Source organism: Marinicella marina, from assembly GCF_030065545.1.
GTDB lineage: Bacteria > Pseudomonadota > Gammaproteobacteria > Xanthomonadales > Marinicellaceae > Marinicella > Marinicella marina.
Genome location: NZ_JASJNC010000013.1, coordinates 1 through 17019 on the forward strand (window position 1 = coordinate 1; position 17019 = coordinate 17019).

Annotated in this window: 13 protein-coding genes and 1 tRNA gene; all 14 read left to right on the forward strand. The window is 44.1% G+C overall.

Going from position 1 to position 17019, the window contains the following annotated elements; all coding sequences use genetic code 11:
• Positions 1-828, forward strand: an 828-nt coding sequence (locus QNI24_RS15250; protein WP_283708767.1) for an elongation factor Tu, incomplete at its 5' end; no start/stop codon positions are given.
• 64 nt (positions 829-892) lie between these two features.
• Positions 893-968 (forward strand) — tRNA-Trp (locus QNI24_RS15255).
• Between the two features lie 51 nt (positions 969-1019).
• Positions 1020-1391 (forward strand): preprotein translocase subunit SecE, encoded by a 372-nt coding sequence (secE, locus tag QNI24_RS15260; RefSeq protein ID WP_267177656.1) that lies wholly within the window; start codon positions 1020-1022, stop codon positions 1389-1391.
• 19 nt (positions 1392-1410) lie between these two features.
• Positions 1411-1944, forward strand: a complete 534-nt coding sequence (gene nusG / locus QNI24_RS15265; RefSeq protein WP_267177657.1) for a transcription termination/antitermination protein NusG — start codon at positions 1411-1413, stop codon at positions 1942-1944.
• Between the two features lie 135 nt (positions 1945-2079).
• Positions 2080-2514, forward strand: coding sequence for a 50S ribosomal protein L11 (gene rplK, locus QNI24_RS15270; RefSeq protein WP_267177658.1), 435 nt, complete (start codon positions 2080-2082; stop codon positions 2512-2514).
• Entirely contained in the window at positions 2511-3203 is a 693-nt protein-coding gene (gene rplA / locus QNI24_RS15275) for a 50S ribosomal protein L1 (protein ID WP_458368014.1), read from the forward strand. Before rplK ends, rplA begins: the two co-directional genes overlap by 4 nt.
• A gap of 216 nt (positions 3204-3419) precedes the next feature.
• Positions 3420-3944 carry a 50S ribosomal protein L10 gene (rplJ, locus tag QNI24_RS15280; RefSeq protein ID WP_267177660.1) on the forward strand — a complete coding sequence of 175 codons (525 nt, stop codon included), beginning with the start codon at positions 3420-3422 and terminating at the stop codon, positions 3942-3944.
• A 31-nt stretch (positions 3945-3975) separates the two neighbouring features.
• Entirely contained in the window at positions 3976-4350 is a 375-nt protein-coding gene (gene rplL, locus QNI24_RS15285; protein WP_267177661.1) for a 50S ribosomal protein L7/L12, read from the forward strand.
• A gap of 164 nt (positions 4351-4514) precedes the next feature.
• Positions 4515-8582, forward strand: coding sequence for a DNA-directed RNA polymerase subunit beta (gene rpoB, locus QNI24_RS15290; protein ID WP_267177666.1), 4068 nt, complete (start codon positions 4515-4517; stop codon positions 8580-8582).
• A gap of 15 nt (positions 8583-8597) precedes the next feature.
• The gene (rpoC, locus tag QNI24_RS15295) at positions 8598-12848 is read left to right on the forward strand and encodes a DNA-directed RNA polymerase subunit beta' (protein WP_267177662.1); all 4251 of its coding nucleotides are present in this window, start codon (positions 8598-8600) and stop codon (positions 12846-12848) included.
• A gap of 196 nt (positions 12849-13044) precedes the next feature.
• Positions 13045-13416: a 30S ribosomal protein S12 gene (gene rpsL, locus QNI24_RS15300; RefSeq protein WP_267177663.1), complete on the forward strand. Its 372-nt coding sequence runs from the start codon at positions 13045-13047 to the stop codon at positions 13414-13416.
• A gap of 16 nt (positions 13417-13432) precedes the next feature.
• Entirely contained in the window at positions 13433-13903 is a 471-nt protein-coding gene (gene rpsG / locus QNI24_RS15305; RefSeq protein ID WP_267177664.1) for a 30S ribosomal protein S7, read from the forward strand.
• Between the two features lie 27 nt (positions 13904-13930).
• On the forward strand, positions 13931-16024 hold the full coding sequence (gene fusA, locus QNI24_RS15310; RefSeq protein WP_267177665.1) for an elongation factor G: 2094 nt from the start codon (positions 13931-13933) through the stop codon (positions 16022-16024).
• A gap of 27 nt (positions 16025-16051) precedes the next feature.
• The coding region (gene tuf, locus QNI24_RS15315) for an elongation factor Tu (RefSeq protein ID WP_283708768.1) at positions 16052-17019 on the forward strand (968 nt) is incomplete at its 3' end.

The following is a 17019-nucleotide window of genomic DNA, read 5'->3' on the forward strand; positions in this document are numbered from 1 at the left end:
TTGGCTCGTCAGGTTGGTGTACCTTACATTGTTGTGTTCTTAAACAAATGTGACCAAGTTGATGACGAAGAATTGTTGGAATTGGTTGAGATGGAAGTTCGTGAGTTGTTGAGCGACTATGAATTTCCTGGTGATGACACGCCATTGGTAATGGGTTCAGCGTTGAAAGCTTTGGAAGGTGATGAATCTGACATTGGTGTTCCAGCGGTATTGAAGTTGTTGGATGAGATGGATGCCTACATTCCTACGCCAGAGCGTGAGACTGATAAGCCATTCTTGATGCCTATCGAAGACATTTTCTCAATTTCAGGTCGTGGTACTGTTGTGACTGGCCGTATTGAGACGGGTGTTGTTAATGTTGGTGAAGAAATTGAGATCGTTGGTATTCGTGACACCACCACCACTACTTGTACTGGTGTAGAGATGTTCCGTAAGTTGTTGGATTCAGGTGAAGCCGGCGATAATGTGGGTGTTTTGTTGCGTGGAACGAAAAGAGATGAAGTTGAGCGTGGACAAGTACTAGCAAAACCGGGTACAATCACGCCCCACACAAAATTCGAAGCTGAAGTTTATGTGTTGAGTAAAGATGAAGGTGGTCGTCATACGCCATTCTTCAAAGGTTACCGTCCACAGTTTTACTTCAGAACAACAGATGTGACTGGTGCTTGTGAGTTACCTGAAGGCGTAGAAATGGTTATGCCTGGTGACAACATCAAGATGGTTGTTGAGTTGATTGCACCGATTGCGATGGATGAAGGTTTACGCTTCGCTATTCGTGAAGGTGGCCGTACAGTAGGTGCGGGTGTAGTAGCAAAAATTATCGAGTGATAATTTAACTCGTGACGCAAAAGCCAACAGTTTACTGTTGGCTTTTGCTGTCTTTACGATTTTTAGGCCAGTAGCTCAATTGGCAGAGCAGCGGTCTCCAAAACCGCAGGTTGGGGGTTCGATTCCCTCCTGGCCTGCCATCGTTTTAATGCTTGATAGCAGTGCGGTGGCTGATTTGGAAAACAAAAGATATGAGTAGTGTTGAGTCAGTGCCAGGCGCTGGTGATAAATTCAGATGGTGGTTGGCGATAGCAATTATTATTGCTGGAGTGGCTGCGAACCTTTATTTTGTGGATGCATACCCTACAATCATCCGTGTGTTGATGGTGATTGGTGGTGTTTTGGTGGGTGGCTTTATTGGTTACAGCACACAAAAAGGCAAGGATTTTGCTAAGTTTGTAAAAAATGCCAACATCGAAAGGCAAAAAATTGTATGGCCAACCAAAAACGAAACTGTGCAAACCACGATCATGGTATTGATTATGGTTGTAATCATTGGCTTGTTTTTGTTCTTGGTCGATTCACTTTTCAGTAACCTCTTAGAATATTTCTTTGATTCATAAGGGTAAGGAGTAGCAAGTCATGTCACACAGATGGTATGTAGTACACGCTTATTCAGGCTTTGAGCAACAAGTTGTTAAGTCTTTAGAGGAGCGCATTGATAGATACCAAATGCAAGATCTTTTTGGTGAAGTGCTGGTGCCTAAAGAAACTGTGGTTGAGATGAAAAAAGGCCAAAAGCGACGCAGTGAAAGAAAGTTCTTTCCCGGTTATGTTTTGGTACAAATGGAAATGAACGATGAGACTTGGCATTTGGTAAAAAGTGTGCCCAAAGTCTTGGGGTTCATTGGTGGTACAGCGGAACGTCCTGCGCCAATCACTGAACGTGAGGCGAATGCCATTTTGCAAAGAATAGAAGACGGTGAGAATAAGCCGCAACCAAAAACATTGTTCGATGTGGGCGAAGTGGTTCGCGTCATCGACGGTCCCTTTGCCGATTTTAATGGTGAAGTGGAAGAGGTTAATTATGAAAAAAGTCGCATGCGTGTGGCTGTTTCCATTTTTGGCCGTTCAACACCGGTTGAGCTCGAGTTCGGCCAAGTTGAGAAAGTTTAAGATTTAAACCAGCGCTTGCGCTGTCTGATAAACCGCCTCTTGATGTTACTCCGAATTTTGGGGTTACCGTCGTTGAGGTTAAATGATTAATGGGGAGCCAACTGTATTGTTTGGCGCTTGCACCCGGAGAGAATAATGGCTAAAAAAGTACAGTCGTACATTAAATTACAAGTGCCTGCTGGTCAGGCCAATCCTTCGCCACCAGTTGGTCCAGCTTTGGGTCAACACGGTGTGAACATCATGGAATTCTGTAAAGCATTCAACGCCAAAACTGGTGATGTTGAAAACGGCTTGCCGATTCCTGTGGTGATCACTGTTTATAATGACAGAAGTTTTACTTTCATTACCAAAACGCCCCCAGCAGCAGTATTGTTGTTGAAAGCTGCAGGTATCAAAAAAGGTTCGGGTGTCCCCAATGCTGAAAAAGTGGCCAAAATTGGTCGCGCAGAATTGGAAGAGATTGCCAAAATGAAAGAGCCTGATTTGACTGCTGCTGATATGGATGCTGCGGTTAGAACCATTGCTGGTACTGCTCGCAGTATGGGTATTGAAACTGAAGGAGTTAAATAATGTCTGGTAAAAGAATTAAGGCTCAAAAAGAGCAAATCGATCGCTTGAAAAAATACCAAGTATCAGAAGCTTTAGACTTCATCAAGTCAAATGCCTCGAAAAACTTTGACGAAACAGTTGATGTTGCGATTCAGTTAGGTGTTGATCCTAAGAAATCAGACCAAGCTGTTCGTGGCGCTACCGTGTTGCCAAATGGTACTGGTAAATCAATCAAAGTAGCTGTTTTTGCACAAGGTGAGAAAGCCGAAGAAGCCAAAGCTGCTGGTGCTGACATTGTTGGTTTTGATGATTTAGCGGCAGAAGTTAAAAAAGGTAATATTGATTTTGATGTTGTGATTGCTTCTCCAGATGCGATGCGTGTTGTTGGTCAGTTGGGTACCATTTTAGGTCCCAAAGGCTTGATGCCAAATCCTAAAGTAGGCACGGTAACACCTGATGTGGCAACTGCTGTCAAAAATAACAAGTCTGGTCAGGCCATGTACCGCATTGATAAAGCAGGTATCATTCACACTGTTCTAGGTAAAGCTTCTTTCTCTGCTGATGCACTGATTGAAAACTTGTCTGTATTGTTGGCTGAGTTAAGCAAGAAGAAGCCACCTTCATCGAAAGGTAAATTCATCAAAAAAATCAGTGTCTCATCAACGATGGGAACTGGTATTGAGGTTGATCCTGTTTCTGTCGGTCAGTAACAAGACAACACTAAATTTTGAGGGTTGTTGAGATATTCTCAACAACCATCAAAGACCGTAGGTGGATTGGTTTTTTTACAATCCTTAATTTCCTACGCAGATGGTGCCCCAAAACAGAATACTGTTTGGTCACCAAAATGGTTCCGCTAATACGCAAGTCGTAGCGGCGGGTTATGAGTACTGCAGCATGTGCTGCATGAGCCTTTGGAGGTTATCATGGCGCTCAATTTAGAGCAGAAAAAAGCTGTAGTCAGTGAAATTGCTAGTGTTGCTCAAGATGCACACTCTCTCGTGGCAGCAGAATACCGTGGTTCATCAGTTGATCTGATGACTGCGATGCGTTCTGATGCACGGAAGAGTGGTGTTTATCTTAGGGTTGCAAAAAACACTTTGGTCAGAAGAGCTGTTGAAGGAACTGATTACGAATGCGTTGCTGACGCATTGGTGGGTCCTTTGTTGTATGCGTTCAGTCAGGAAGATCCTGGTTGTGCCGCTCGACTGATTAAAGAACATGCCAAAGAAAACGATAAATTAGAAGTTAAATTCGTTTCTATTGGTGGTGATTTGTTGGCCGCATCGGAGTTAGCACGTCTGGCTTCTTTGCCAACCAAAGATCAAGCAATTGCAATGCTGATGTCTGTCATGAAGGCACCAGTAGAGAAATTTGTGAGAACTTTGGCAGAGCCACACGCAAAACTGACACGTACAATCGCAGCTGTCAAAGATCAAAAAGCTGCTTAAGTAATACAATTTACATTTTTGGAGAAATAAAATGGCCGTATCAAAAGATGATATTTTAGAAGCAATCTCAGCAATGAGTGTAATGGACGTTGTTGAGTTAATCGAAGCAATGGAAGAAAAATTTGGTGTTTCAGCTGCTGCTGCAGTTGCTGCCGCTCCTGCTGCTGCCGCTCCTGGTGAAGCCGCTGCTGAGCAAACTGAATTCGACGTAATCCTGGCTGGTTTCGGTGACAAGAAAGTTGGTGTGATTAAAGCTGTTCGTGGCATCACTGGCTTGGGCTTGAAAGAAGCCAAAGAATTAGTTGAAGGCGCTCCAGCACCTATTAAAGAAGGTGTTGAGAAAGCTGAAGCTGAAGAAGTGAAGAAACAACTTGAAGAAGCAGGTGCCTCTGTAGAGTTGAAATAATTACACAAAGTAATTAGTTAAACCTAAAGGCTGGCATTTTATGTCGGCCTTTAGTCGCTTAAAAAAAACCAGTTAATTCTGGCCCAAAAATAAGCGTAAAAATAATAAATAAATTTAGCAAAATACTGAGGTGTTTTGCCAGCATGGTTAAGGTGACAAAAGCAATGGGTTATACATTTACTGAGAAAAAAAGAATCAGAAAGGACTTTGGTAGTTCTTCAGCCGTATTGGACGTTCCATATTTATTAGATACTCAGGTTAAATCATATCAAGCCTTTTTGGGTGAGAATGATAAAAATTTGAATGGTCTGAATGATGCATTGAATTCAATTTTCCCCATCGAGAGCTATTCTGGATTCGCCAGATTAGAGTACATCAGTGTAGGTGTGGAAGATCCGGAGTTTGACGTTTTGGAGTGTAAGTTACGCGGCATGACCTATGCAGCCTCTATCCGTGCACAAATACAATTGGTGATTTACGACAAAGAGAAAAGCACCAAGAAAAAGAAAAAAGTTAAATACATCAAAGAACAAAGTGTTTACTTAGGTGACTTGCCTCTGATGACGCCTACCGGTACTTTTGTGATCAATGGTACCGAGCGGGTGATTGTTAACCAATTGCATCGTTCACCGGGCGTGTTCTTTGATCATGACAAAGGCAAAACCCACTCATCTGGGAAGATTCTTTACTCTGCACGGGTGATTCCTTACCGTGGTTCTTGGTTGGACATGGAGTTTGATGCCAAGGACAGTGTTTTTGTTCGTATTGATAGACGCAGAAAATTACCTGCTTCAATCTTGTTGCGTGCTTTGGAGTTCAACAACGAAGAAATTCTGGATATGTTCTTTGAGAAGATCAATATCACACTGAATAAGTCTAATGCCAAGATGAAGTTGGTGCCCGAATACATCAAGGGCGAGACTTTTGAATTTGACATCAAAGATGGTAAAGCTGTCATTGTTGAGGCTGGTAAAAGAATCACAGCCAGACACGAAAGAAAGCTTAAAAAATCCAAATTAACTTCGCTGACTTTGGAAGACAGTTATTTGATTGATAAAATTATGGCAAACAATGTCATAGACAAAGAAACTGGTGAAGTATTGATTCCAGCCAACACGGTCATCACTGATGAAGTATTGGAAAAGCTTCGTGATGCCGGCATTAAGTCGTTGGATATCCTATTCGTGAATGACTTGGATCGTGGCTCTTACATGTCAAACACTTTGAACATCGATCCAACGACCACTCCAGAAGAGGCGTTGATTGAGATTTATCGCATGATGCGACCTGGCGAACCGCCTACAGAAGATGCCGCTCGCTCTTTGTTTGATGGCTTGTTTTTCGCCAAAGAACGTTATGACTTATCGGCTGTAGGTCGCATGAAGTTCAACATGCGTTTAGGGCGAGAAGAAATTGAAGGTGTAGGTACACTGAGCCGAGAAGACATCGTTGATGTGATGAAAGAATTGGTCAACATTCGAAACGGAATTGGCCAAGTTGATGACATCGACCACTTAGGTAACAGACGCGTGCGTTCTGTCGGTGAAATGGCTGAAAACGTTTTCCGCGTTGGTTTGGTGCGTGTGCAACGTGCGGTGAAAGAGCGTTTGACCGTGGCAGAGTCTGAAGGGTTAACGCCTCAAGACTTAATTAATGCCAAACCCATTTCAGCAGCCATCAAAGAATTCTTTGGTTCTAACCAGTTATCACAATTTATGGATCAAAATAATCCATTATCAGAAATCACTCACAAACGCCGTGTTTCGGCCTTAGGGCCAGGTGGTTTGACTCGTGAACGTGCTGGTTTTGAAGTCCGTGACGTGCATCCAACGCACTACGGTAGGTTATGTCCAATTGAAACACCAGAGGGGCCAAACATCGGTTTGATTAACTCTTTGGCAGTTTATTCTCGAACCAATGATTATGGCTTTTTAGAAACGCCTTACCGCAAAGTCAATAATGGTAAAGTGACCGATGAAATTGTTTATTTGTCAGCGATTCAAGATTCAGATAATCCGATTGCACAAAACTCAGCGAAACTAGACAAGAATGGCAAGTTTGTTGATGAGTTCATTATTTGTCGTCACAAAGGCGAAGTGGTATTGAAACAAGCCCAAGAGATTTCCTACATGGATGTTTCAGAAAAACAAATTGTTTCAGTGGCTGCTGCTTTGATTCCATTTTTAGAGCATGATGATGCCAACCGAGCCTTGATGGGTTCAAACATGCAACGCCAAGCAGTACCAACTTTGAAAGCCGATAAACCATTGGTCGGTACTGGTATGGAACGCATTGTGTCACGTGACTCTGGTGTAACTGTCATGGCCAAACGTGGTGGTGTGGTTGAAATTTCCGATGCCGGACGTATTGTGGTTCGTGTCGACCAATCTGAGATTGGTGAGAAAGACCCAGGCGTTGATATTTATAACTTAATTAAGTACATGCGTTCTAATCAAAACACCTGTGTTAACCAGCGTCCGATCGTGAAAGTTGGTGACCGCATCGAAGCTGGTGACGTTTTGGCTGATGGTCCATCTACTGATTTAGGTGAGTTGGCCTTGGGCCAAAACATGTTGGTGGCATTCATGCCATGGAATGGATACAACTTTGAGGATTCAATTTTGATCTCAGAGCGTGTGGTAAAAGAAGATCGCTTGACCACCATTCACATTGAAGAGCTGACATGTATTGCACGAGACACCAAACTAGGTTCTGAAGAAATCACCGCAGACATTCCAAACATCAGCGAAGGCACTTTAACCAAGCTGGATGATTCGGGTATTGTCTATGTGGGTGCCGAAGTGGGCCCTGGAGATATCTTGGTTGGTAAAGTGACGCCCAAAGGCGAGACTCAACTGACACCTGAAGAAAAACTGCTCCGTGCCATTTTTGGTGAAAAGGCTTTGGATGTTAAAGATTCATCTTTGCGTGTTAAGTCAGGTACCAGTGGAACGGTTGTTGATGTGCAGGTTTATACCCGCGAAGGCATTGAGAAAGGTTCACGTGCCGAACGCATCGAACAAGAAGAAATTGAAAAAGTACGCAGTGACTTGAATGACCAGTTCCGCATCATGCGTTCAGTGATTCACCAAAGAATCAAAGAATTGCTGGTTGGTGCCAAAGTAACTAAGGCACCTGGACTGAAGAAAGGCGCAGTAATCGAAGCGGATTACTTTGATACTTTAGAGTTGGATCAATGGTTTGATATCAAACCACAAGACAATGGTTTAGCTGAACAAATGGATGCCATGGCTGAACAAATCACTGAACAAAGAGCCATCTTTGACAAGCGCTTTGAAGAGAAGAAATCAAAAATCATGAAAGGTGATGATTTGGCCCCTGGTGTGTTGAAAATGGTTAAGGTTTATTTGGCTGTAAAACGACGCATTCAACCAGGTGACAAAATGGCAGGACGTCATGGTAACAAAGGTGTGATCTCAATGATTGTGCCTGAAGAAGACATGCCGTTTGATGAAAATGGTCGTCCAGTAGACATTTGTTTGAATCCGTTGGGTGTACCATCTCGAATGAACATCGGGCAGATTCTTGAAGTTCACTTGGGCATGGCTGCTCGTGGTTTGGGATACCAAATCGAGCAAATGCTTGAAGAGAAAGCCACCATTGCGAAAATGAAAGAATTCTTAACTGAAATTTACAACATTGATGGCGACGGTAAAGTCAGCTTTTCAAGCTTCAGTAAAGATGAAGTGTTGGAATTGGCACATAACTTGAAAGGTGGTGTTCCGATGGCCACACCAGTATTTGATGGCGCCAAGGAAGAGCACATCAGAAAGCTGTTCAAATTAGCGGGCTTGGCTGAAGATGGTCAAACCACATTGTTTGATGGTCGCACCGGTAAGAAGTTCGATCGCAAGGTCACTGTTGGTTATATGTACATGCTTAAGTTGAATCACTTAATTGATGACAAGATGCATGCCCGTTCAACCGGCCCTTATTCACTGGTCACACAACAGCCATTGGGTGGTAAAGCCCAATTTGGTGGTCAAAGATTTGGTGAGATGGAAGTGTGGGCGCTTGAAGCGTATGGTGCTGCTTATACACTACAAGAAATGTTGACTGTTAAATCAGATGACGTACAAGGTCGTAATGCGACTTACAAAAACATCGTTGATGGCAATCATAATACAGTTTCAGGTATTCCAGAGTCGTTCAATGTACTGGTGAAAGAAGTCAGGGCATTGGGTTTGAACATGGAATTGGAAAACGAGTAAGTCGAGGAGTAAAACATGAAAGATTTAATTAAATTATTTAATCCTAAAAAAGAAGTCCAAGACTTTAACTCAATTAAAGTGTCTTTGGCGCCGCCTGAGCTGATTCGTTCTTGGTCTTATGGTGAGGTGAAGAAACCTGAAACCATCAACTACCGAACTTTCAAGCCTGAGCGTGATGGTTTATTCTGTGCGGCGGTATTTGGCCCGATCAAAGACTATGAGTGTTTGTGTGGCAAATATAAGCGCATGAAACACCGTGGTGTGGTTTGTGAAAAATGTGGTACGGAAGTGACTTTGACCAAAGTCCGCCGTGAACGTATGGGTCACATCGAATTGGCCAGCCCAGTCGCGCACATTTGGTTCTTGAAATCATTGCCATCTAGAATTGGCTTGATGCTTGATATGACGTTGCGTGAGATCGAACGTATTCTGTACTTTGAGTCATTTGTAGTCACCGACCCAGGTATGACGGATTTGGAGAAAGGTTCATTATTAACTGATGAACAGTACGCTCAAGCAATTGAAAATTGGGGTGATGAATTCAAAGCCTTGATGGGTGCTGAAGCGGTCTATTCTTTGTTAGAAGAAATTGACATCAATGCAGAATTGGTGAAATTACATGAAGACATCGAATCAACCAAATCAGCAACCAAAATCAAACGTTTGTCGAAACGAATTGCTTTGTATGATGCATTCAATAAATCAGGTAACAAGCCTGAGCACATGATTTTGACTGTGTTGCCTATTTTGCCGCCAGATTTACGTCCTTTGGTGCCATTGGATGGTGGCCGATTCGCCACATCAGACCTGAATGATTTATACCGCCGAGTAATAAACCGCAACAACCGTTTGAAGCGTCTGTTGGATTTACACGCGCCAGACATCATTGTGCGCAATGAGAAGCGCATGCTGCAAGAGTCAGTTGATGCTTTGCTGGATAATGGTCGACGTGGCCGAGCTGTTACTGGTTCAAACCGCAGGCCATTGAAATCTTTGGCCGATATGATCAAAGGTAAGCAAGGCCGCTTCCGTCAAAACTTATTAGGTAAGCGTGTTGACTATTCAGGTCGTTCAGTGATCGTGGTTGGTCCGACTTTGCGTCTTCACCAATGTGGTTTACCGAAAAAAATGGCCTTGGAACTGTTTAAGCCGTTCATTTTGGGTCGTTTATTAAAAGATGGTTTTGTTTCAACCATCAAAGCTGCCAAGCGCTCTGTCGATGCAGAGACGCCTGAAGTTTGGGATATTTTGGAACAAGTCATTCGTGAGCATCCAATCTTGTTAAACCGTGCACCTACTTTGCACAGATTGGGTATTCAGGCATTTGAGCCAGTATTGATTGAAGGTAAAGCCATCCAGCTTCACCCTTTGGTTTGTACCGCTTTCAACGCTGACTTTGATGGAGATCAAATGGCTGTTCACGTGCCGTTGTCAATTGAAGCGCAATTAGAAGCGCGTACATTGATGATGTCAACCAACAACATTTTATCACCAGCTTCAGGTGAACCTATTATCGTACCTTCGCAAGACGTTGTCTTGGGTTTGTATTACATGACCCGTGCTTTGGTTAATGAAAAAGGTGAGGGCATGGTGTTCTCGGACATGGGTGAAGTGAATCGTGCTTATCAGAACGATCACGTTTCACTGCAGGCATTGGTAAAAGTGCGTTTAACCACCACCGATGAAGAATCAGGTGAAGAATCAACCAACTTGGTCGAGACCACTGTTGGTCGAGCCATCTTGGCCGATATATTGCCCAAGGGTTTGGACTTCAAATACATGAACCAAACGCTCAATAAGAAAACCATTTCAACCCTGTTGAACGAGTGTTATCACCAGTTGGGTACCAAAGCCACAGTGATTTTCGCTGACCAATTGATGTACACAGGTTTCCGATACTCAACGGTTGCTGGTATTTCTATTGGGGTAACAGATTTGACCATTCCAGATGCCAAAGCGGTTATCTTGGAAGAGGCAGACAAGGAGGTCTTGAAGATTCAAGAACAATACACCACAGGATTGGTTACTGCAGGTGAGCGATACAACAAAGTTGTTGATATCTGGTCTAAAGCCAATGAAGATGTGGCCAATGCGATGATGGCAGTTTTGGGTAAAGATGAAGTCGAAGACAAAGACGGCAACATGGTTTATCAAGATTCTATGAATTCTGTATTCATCATGGCCGATTCTGGCGCCAGGGGCTCACAAGCTCAGATGCGTCAGTTATCAGGTATGCGTGGTTTGATGGCCAAACCAGATGGTTCAATCATCGAAACACCAATTAAAGCTAACTTCCGTGAAGGTCTTGACGTGATGCAGTACTTCTCATCAACTCACGGCGCACGTAAAGGTTTGGCTGATACGGCATTGAAAACTGCAAACTCTGGTTATTTGACTCGTCGCCTGGTAGATGTGGCACAAGATGTTGTGATTACTGAGGTCGACTGTGGCACCACCGAAGGTGTTGCAATGCAGCCGATTGTAGATGGCGGTGAAGTAATTGAAACTTTGGCCGATCGTGTATTGGGTCGAGTATTGGCGGTTGACGTCAAAAATGCCAAAGATGAGGTGGTTCTGGAAGCCGGTACTTTGATTGGTGAAGAAAGCTTAGAAATCATTGAATTCAATGGTTTAGATAGCTTAACCGTTAGGTCACCTATTTCATGTGAATCAGGATTTGGTATTTGTGCCCAATGCTACGGTCGTGATTTGTCACGTGGACACCGCGTTAATATTGGTGAAGCAGTGGGTGTTATGGCGGCACAATCTATTGGTGAGCCAGGTACTCAGTTGACCATGAGAACGTTCCACATTGGTGGTGCAGCATCTAAATCAGCAGCCTCTGATCACGTCCAAGTGAAATCAGACGGCACCATTCGCATGCACAACATCAAACACGTGACCAACGCCGATAAGAAATTGGTCTCTATTTCTCGCTCTGGTGAGATTTCAGTGATTGATAACTCTGGTAAAGAGAAAGAGCGTTATAAAGTGCCATATGGTGCGGTCATCAATGTCAAAGATGATGATTCAGTGACTGCTGGTGACATCATTGTGAATTGGGATCCACACACACATCCAATTGTATCTGAAGTAGCTGGTCGAGTCGCATTGAGTGACTTCAAAGACGGCGTCACTGTCGAGGAAAAACTGGATGAGTTGACTGGTTTGACCAGCTTCATCATCACCGATCCTAAACAGCGTGGTGCTGCCGGTAAAGATCTGCGTCCAATGGTTCGATTAGAAGACAAGAAGGGCAGCCCAATCATGATTCCAGGTTCGGATGTGCCAGCACAATACTTCTTACCACCGGGGGCTGTTATTAACATTCAAAACGGTCAAGATGTACAAGTGGGTGATTTCTTGGCGAGGATTCCTCAAGCATCGTCTAAGACCCGTGATATCACGGGTGGTTTGCCGCGTGTGGCCGACTTATTCGAAGCGCGTAAGCCTAAGGACCCTGCGATTCAAGCGGAAACATCTGGTATTGTTAGTTTTGGTAAAGACACCAAAGGTAAAAATCGTTTGGTTATCACCAAAGCGGATGGTGAAAAAGTAGAAACTTTGATTCCAAAGTGGCGTCAAATCATTGTGTTTGAAGGTGAGCATGTTGAGAAAGGTGACGTGGTGGTTGAGGGTGAACCGAATCCCCATGACATCTTGCGCTTACAAGGTGTGATGGCATTGGCTTCATACTTGGTCAATGAGATTCAAGATGTTTACCGCCTACAAGGGGTGAAAATCAATGACAAACACATCGAATGTATCATTCGTCAGATGTTGCGCAAGGTTGAAATCGTTGAGCCAGGTGATTCAGATTACTTGAAGACCACGCAGTTGACATACAAAGATGTGATGGCAACCAATCGAGAGATTGTTAAACAAGACGGTATTCCAGCAACATTTGAAGTGTTGTTGTTAGGTATCACCAAAGCATCGTTGGCTACTGACTCGTTTATTTCAGCGGCTTCGTTCCAAGAAACCACACGTGTATTGACTGAAGCCTCGGTCAAAGGCACCAAAGATTACTTGCGCGGCTTGAAAGAGAATGTGATCGTAGGTCGATTGATTCCTGCGGGTACCGGTCTGTCTTACCACCAAGAACAACTGCAGTCAAAAGAAGCGGAATTACAGTCTGAGTTACAGGCTATGGTTAATGTTGCTAATGACACAGCTGGTGGCGGTGGTACCGACTCAGAACAGGAATTGATGGATCAACTCAGTCAATTGGCCAGTGAAGATTCAGAAAGCACTGATTCTGAGTAAAATCAAAGCGTTAAAGACCACAGATTGGGGTTTCAAAAAACTTCAATCTGTGCTTGACTATTAAGGGGTAAAAAACTAAAATCCCCCTTCCCATTTTCGGCAGTCCGGTTCATATCGGCCTGTCGTTTATTTTTTAAGAGGCTTTTATTGGGCTGAAACGCTCAGTAAGAGGCTTTCTACAAGGTAAATTTTGCATATGGCAACAGTAAATCAATTGGTTCGTAAACCAAGAAAAGACAAAATAGAAAAAACCAACGTGCCTGCTTTGGAAGCTTGTCCGCAGCGTAGGGGTGTGTGTTCGCGTGTTTACACAACAACACCGAAAAAACCTAACTCGGCTTTGCGTAAAGTGGCTCGTGTCAGATTAACTAATGGCTATGAAGTAACCAGTTACATTGGTGGTGAAGGACATAATTTACAAGAACACTCTATCGTATTGATCAGGGGTGGTCGTGTAAAGGACTTACCAGGTGTGCGTTACCACATTGTACGTGGTGCATTGGATACAGCCGGCGTGAATGATCGTAAACAAGGTCGTTCTAAGTATGGTACTAAGCGACCAAAATAATCAATAGGTATTAGAGATGTCTAGAAAAAGAAGTAATTTTAAGCGTGATGTATTGCCTGATCCTAAGTTCGGTTCAGAGCTGATCAGTAAGTACATCAACATGGTCATGAAAAGTGGTAAGAAATCTGTGGCAGAAAGAATTGTCTATGGTGCCATGGATAAGATGACTGAGAAAGAATCTGGTGATGCGGTTGAGTTGACCCAAAAGGCTTTGGAAAAAGTGAAGCCAATGGTTGAGGTTAAATCACGTCGTGTCGGTGGTGCCACATATCAGGTGCCTGTTGAAGTTCGCCCAAGACGTCAAATGGCTTTGGCCATGCGTTGGTTGATTGATGCGGCTCGTAAGCGTGGTGAAGCTGATATGCCTTCTAAGTTGGCAGGTGAAATGCTTGATGCGTTACACGATCGTGGTGCAGCCATGAAACGTCGCGAAGAAGTTCACAAAATGGCTGAGGCTAACAGGGCATTTGCTCATTACCGTTGGTAAACAGTTGTAACAGGAAAGGATATTGAAGTGGGCCGCAAAACACCAATTGAGAGATACCGTAATATTGGCATCATGGCCCACATCGATGCCGGTAAAACAACCACCACTGAAAGGGTGCTGTTTTACACCGGTATATCTCACAAAATAGGTGAAGTTCATGATGGCAATGCCACCATGGACTGGATGGAACAAGAGCAAGAGCGTGGCATAACAATCACCTCCGCTGCGACCACCTGCTTTTGGCAGGGTATGGATCGTCAGTTTGATGAGCATCGCATCAACATCATAGACACTCCGGGTCACGTTGACTTCACCATTGAAGTCGAAAGGTCTTTGCGTGTTTTGGATGGTGCTGTAGGTGTTTTTTGTGCTGTAGGTGGGGTTGAGCCGCAGTCTGAGACGGTTTGGCGACAAGCTGACAAGTATCAGGTCCCAAGATTGGCTTTTGTCAACAAGATGGATCGGGCTGGTGCTGATTTTGAGCGAGTGGTTGCTCAAATCAAAGACCGTTTAGGTGCCAATCCAGTGCCGGTACAACTGCCAATAGGGGCAGAAGAGGAATTCAAGGGTGTTATTGACCTGTTCCGGATGCAAGCCATCTATTGGAACGAAGAGGACATGGGCTCGACTTACGAGTTGGCTGAGATTCCTGAAGCATTAAAAGAACAAAGCGAAGCAGCCAGGGAGTTTATGATTGAAGCGGCTGCTGAAACTGATGAGTATTTGATGGACAAATACCTGGAAACAGGTGAATTGTCGCGCGCAGACATCATTGGTGGCTTAAGAAATGGAACCATCAATAACGAGATAGTATGTTGCATGTGTGGTTCGGCCTTTAAAAACAAAGGCGTGCAGGCCATGCTTGACATGGTTGTGGAATTGTTGCCCTCACCGGTGGATGTGCCGCCAATCACAGGTTTGGATGCCGATGATGAGAGTACAGAGATAACCAGAGAGGCCAATGATGATGAGCCTTTTGCTGCGTTGGCATTTAAGATTGCCACAGATCCATTTGTGGGTACTTTGACATTCTTTAGGGTTTATTCTGGTGTGGTAAAGACTGGTGACAGTATCTTTAATCCACGCAAGAGCAGCAAAGACCGATTGGGTCGTTTGTTGCAAATGCACTCAAATTCTCGGGAAGAGATTAAAGAGGTCAGAGCGGGTGACATCGCTGCGGCTGTAGGGCTTAAAGATGTCGTCACTGGAGACACTTTGTGTGATGTTAATCAGGTGATAACCATTGAAAAGATGGAGTTTCCTGAGCCGGTTATTTCGGTTGCGGTTGAGCCCAAGACCACAGGTGACCAAGAAAAAATGGCAACAGCACTGGCCAAGTTGGCACAGGAAGATCCGTCATTTAATGTGGCCACTGATGAGGAATCAGGGCAAACCATTATCTCGGGTATGGGTGAGTTGCATTTGGATATTATTGTTGACCGCATGAAACGTGAGTTCAAAGTGGCGGCCAACGTCGGTAACCCACAAGTGGCTTACCGCGAAACCATCACTGAGGCGGTTGAACAAGAAGGTAAGTTCGTCAAACAGTCAGGTGGTAAAGGCCAGTACGGTCATGTGAAATTAAAAATCGAACCCATGGAACAGGGTTTCGGTTATGAGTTTGTTAACGACATAACGGGCGGGGTAATTCCTAAGGAATTCATCGGTCCTGTTGACAAAGGCATACAAGAACAAATGGAAGGTGGTGTTTTGGCAGGCTACCCTTTGGTAGATTGTAAAGTCACCTTGTTCGATGGTTCGTTTCATGAAGTTGATTCTAATGAAATGGCTTTTAAAGTTGCAGGTTCAATGGCTTTTCGTGAAGGTGCAAGAGCGGCGTCGCCGGTTTTGTTAGAGCCAATCATGAAGGTTGAGATTGTGACGCCAGAAGATTATATGGGTGATGTGGTGGGTGATGTGAATCGCCGCCGAGGCACTTTAGATGGGATTGATGAGTCACCTTCGGGTAAGGTGATTAAATGTCAAATTCCGTTGGCTGAGATGTTTGGTTATGCAACATCACTGAGATCGGCCACACAAGGCAGGGCGAGCTACTCCATGGAGTTTGATCACTACAGTGAGGCGCCTGAAGCTGTGTTGGCAGAAATGAACGGATATTAAAATTAAATTTAAGTTTGAGAAACAACAATGTCAAAAGAAAAATTTGAACGCACGAAGCCCCATGTAAACGTGGGCACAATTGGTCACGTTGACCATGGTAAAACTACCTTGACTGCAGCGATCACTAAAGTTGCTGCTGAGAAGCAAGGTGGAGAATTTAAAGATTACGACCAAATCGATAACGCGCCTGAAGAAAGAGAGCGTGGTATTACGATTTCTACAGCACACGTAGAGTATGAGACAGACGGACGCCACTATGCGCACGTTGATTGTCCAGGTCACGCCGATTATGTTAAAAACATGATCACAGGTGCGGCTCAAATGGATGGTGCTATTTTGGTTGTATCTGCAGCTGATGGTCCAATGCCACAAACCCGTGAGCACATCTTGTTGGCTCGTCAGGTTGGTGTACCTTACATTGTTGTGTTCTTAAACAAATGTGACCAAGTTGATGACGAAGAATTGTTGGAATTGGTTGAGATGGAAGTTCGTGAGTTGTTGAGCGACTATGAATTTCCTGGTGATGACACACCATTGGTAATGGGTTCAGCGTTGAAAGCTTTGGAAGGTGATGAATCTGACATTGGTGTTCCAGCGGTATTGAAGTTGTTGGATGAGATGGATGCCTATATTCCTACGCCAGAGCGTGAGACTGATAAGCCATTCTTGATGCCTATCGAAGACATTTTCTCAATTTCAGGTCGTGGTACTGTGGTAACTGGCCGTATTGAGACGGGTGTTGTTAACGTCGGTGAAGAGATTGAGATCGTTGGTATTCGTGACACCACCACCACTACTTGTACTGGTGTAGAGATGTTCCGTAAGTTGTTGGATTCAGGTGAAGCCGGCGATAATGTGGGTGTTTTGTTGCGTGGAACGAAAAGAGATGAAGTTGAGCGTGGACAAGTACTAGCAAAACCGGGTACAATCACGCCCCACACAAAATTCGAAGCTGAAGTTTATGTGTTGAGTAAAGATGAAGGTGGTCGTCATAC

What these genes read in the sequence shown, in the direction of transcription:
- secE (WP_267177656.1), top strand. Translation starts at nt 1,020, where the DNA reads ATGAGTAGTGTTGAGTCAGTGCCAGGCGCTGGTGATAAATTCAGATGG.
- nusG (WP_267177657.1), top strand. Translation starts at nt 1,411, where the DNA reads ATGTCACACAGATGGTATGTAGTACACGCTTATTCAGGCTTTGAGCAA.
- rplK (WP_267177658.1), top strand. Translation starts at nt 2,080, where the DNA reads ATGGCTAAAAAAGTACAGTCGTACATTAAATTACAAGTGCCTGCTGGT.
- rplJ (WP_267177660.1), top strand. Translation starts at nt 3,420, where the DNA reads ATGGCGCTCAATTTAGAGCAGAAAAAAGCTGTAGTCAGTGAAATTGCT.
- rplL (WP_267177661.1), top strand. Translation starts at nt 3,976, where the DNA reads ATGGCCGTATCAAAAGATGATATTTTAGAAGCAATCTCAGCAATGAGT.
- rpoB (WP_267177666.1), top strand. Translation starts at nt 4,515, where the DNA reads ATGGGTTATACATTTACTGAGAAAAAAAGAATCAGAAAGGACTTTGGT.
- rpoC (WP_267177662.1), top strand. Translation starts at nt 8,598, where the DNA reads ATGAAAGATTTAATTAAATTATTTAATCCTAAAAAAGAAGTCCAAGAC.
- rpsL (WP_267177663.1), top strand. Translation starts at nt 13,045, where the DNA reads ATGGCAACAGTAAATCAATTGGTTCGTAAACCAAGAAAAGACAAAATA.
- rpsG (WP_267177664.1), top strand. Translation starts at nt 13,433, where the DNA reads ATGTCTAGAAAAAGAAGTAATTTTAAGCGTGATGTATTGCCTGATCCT.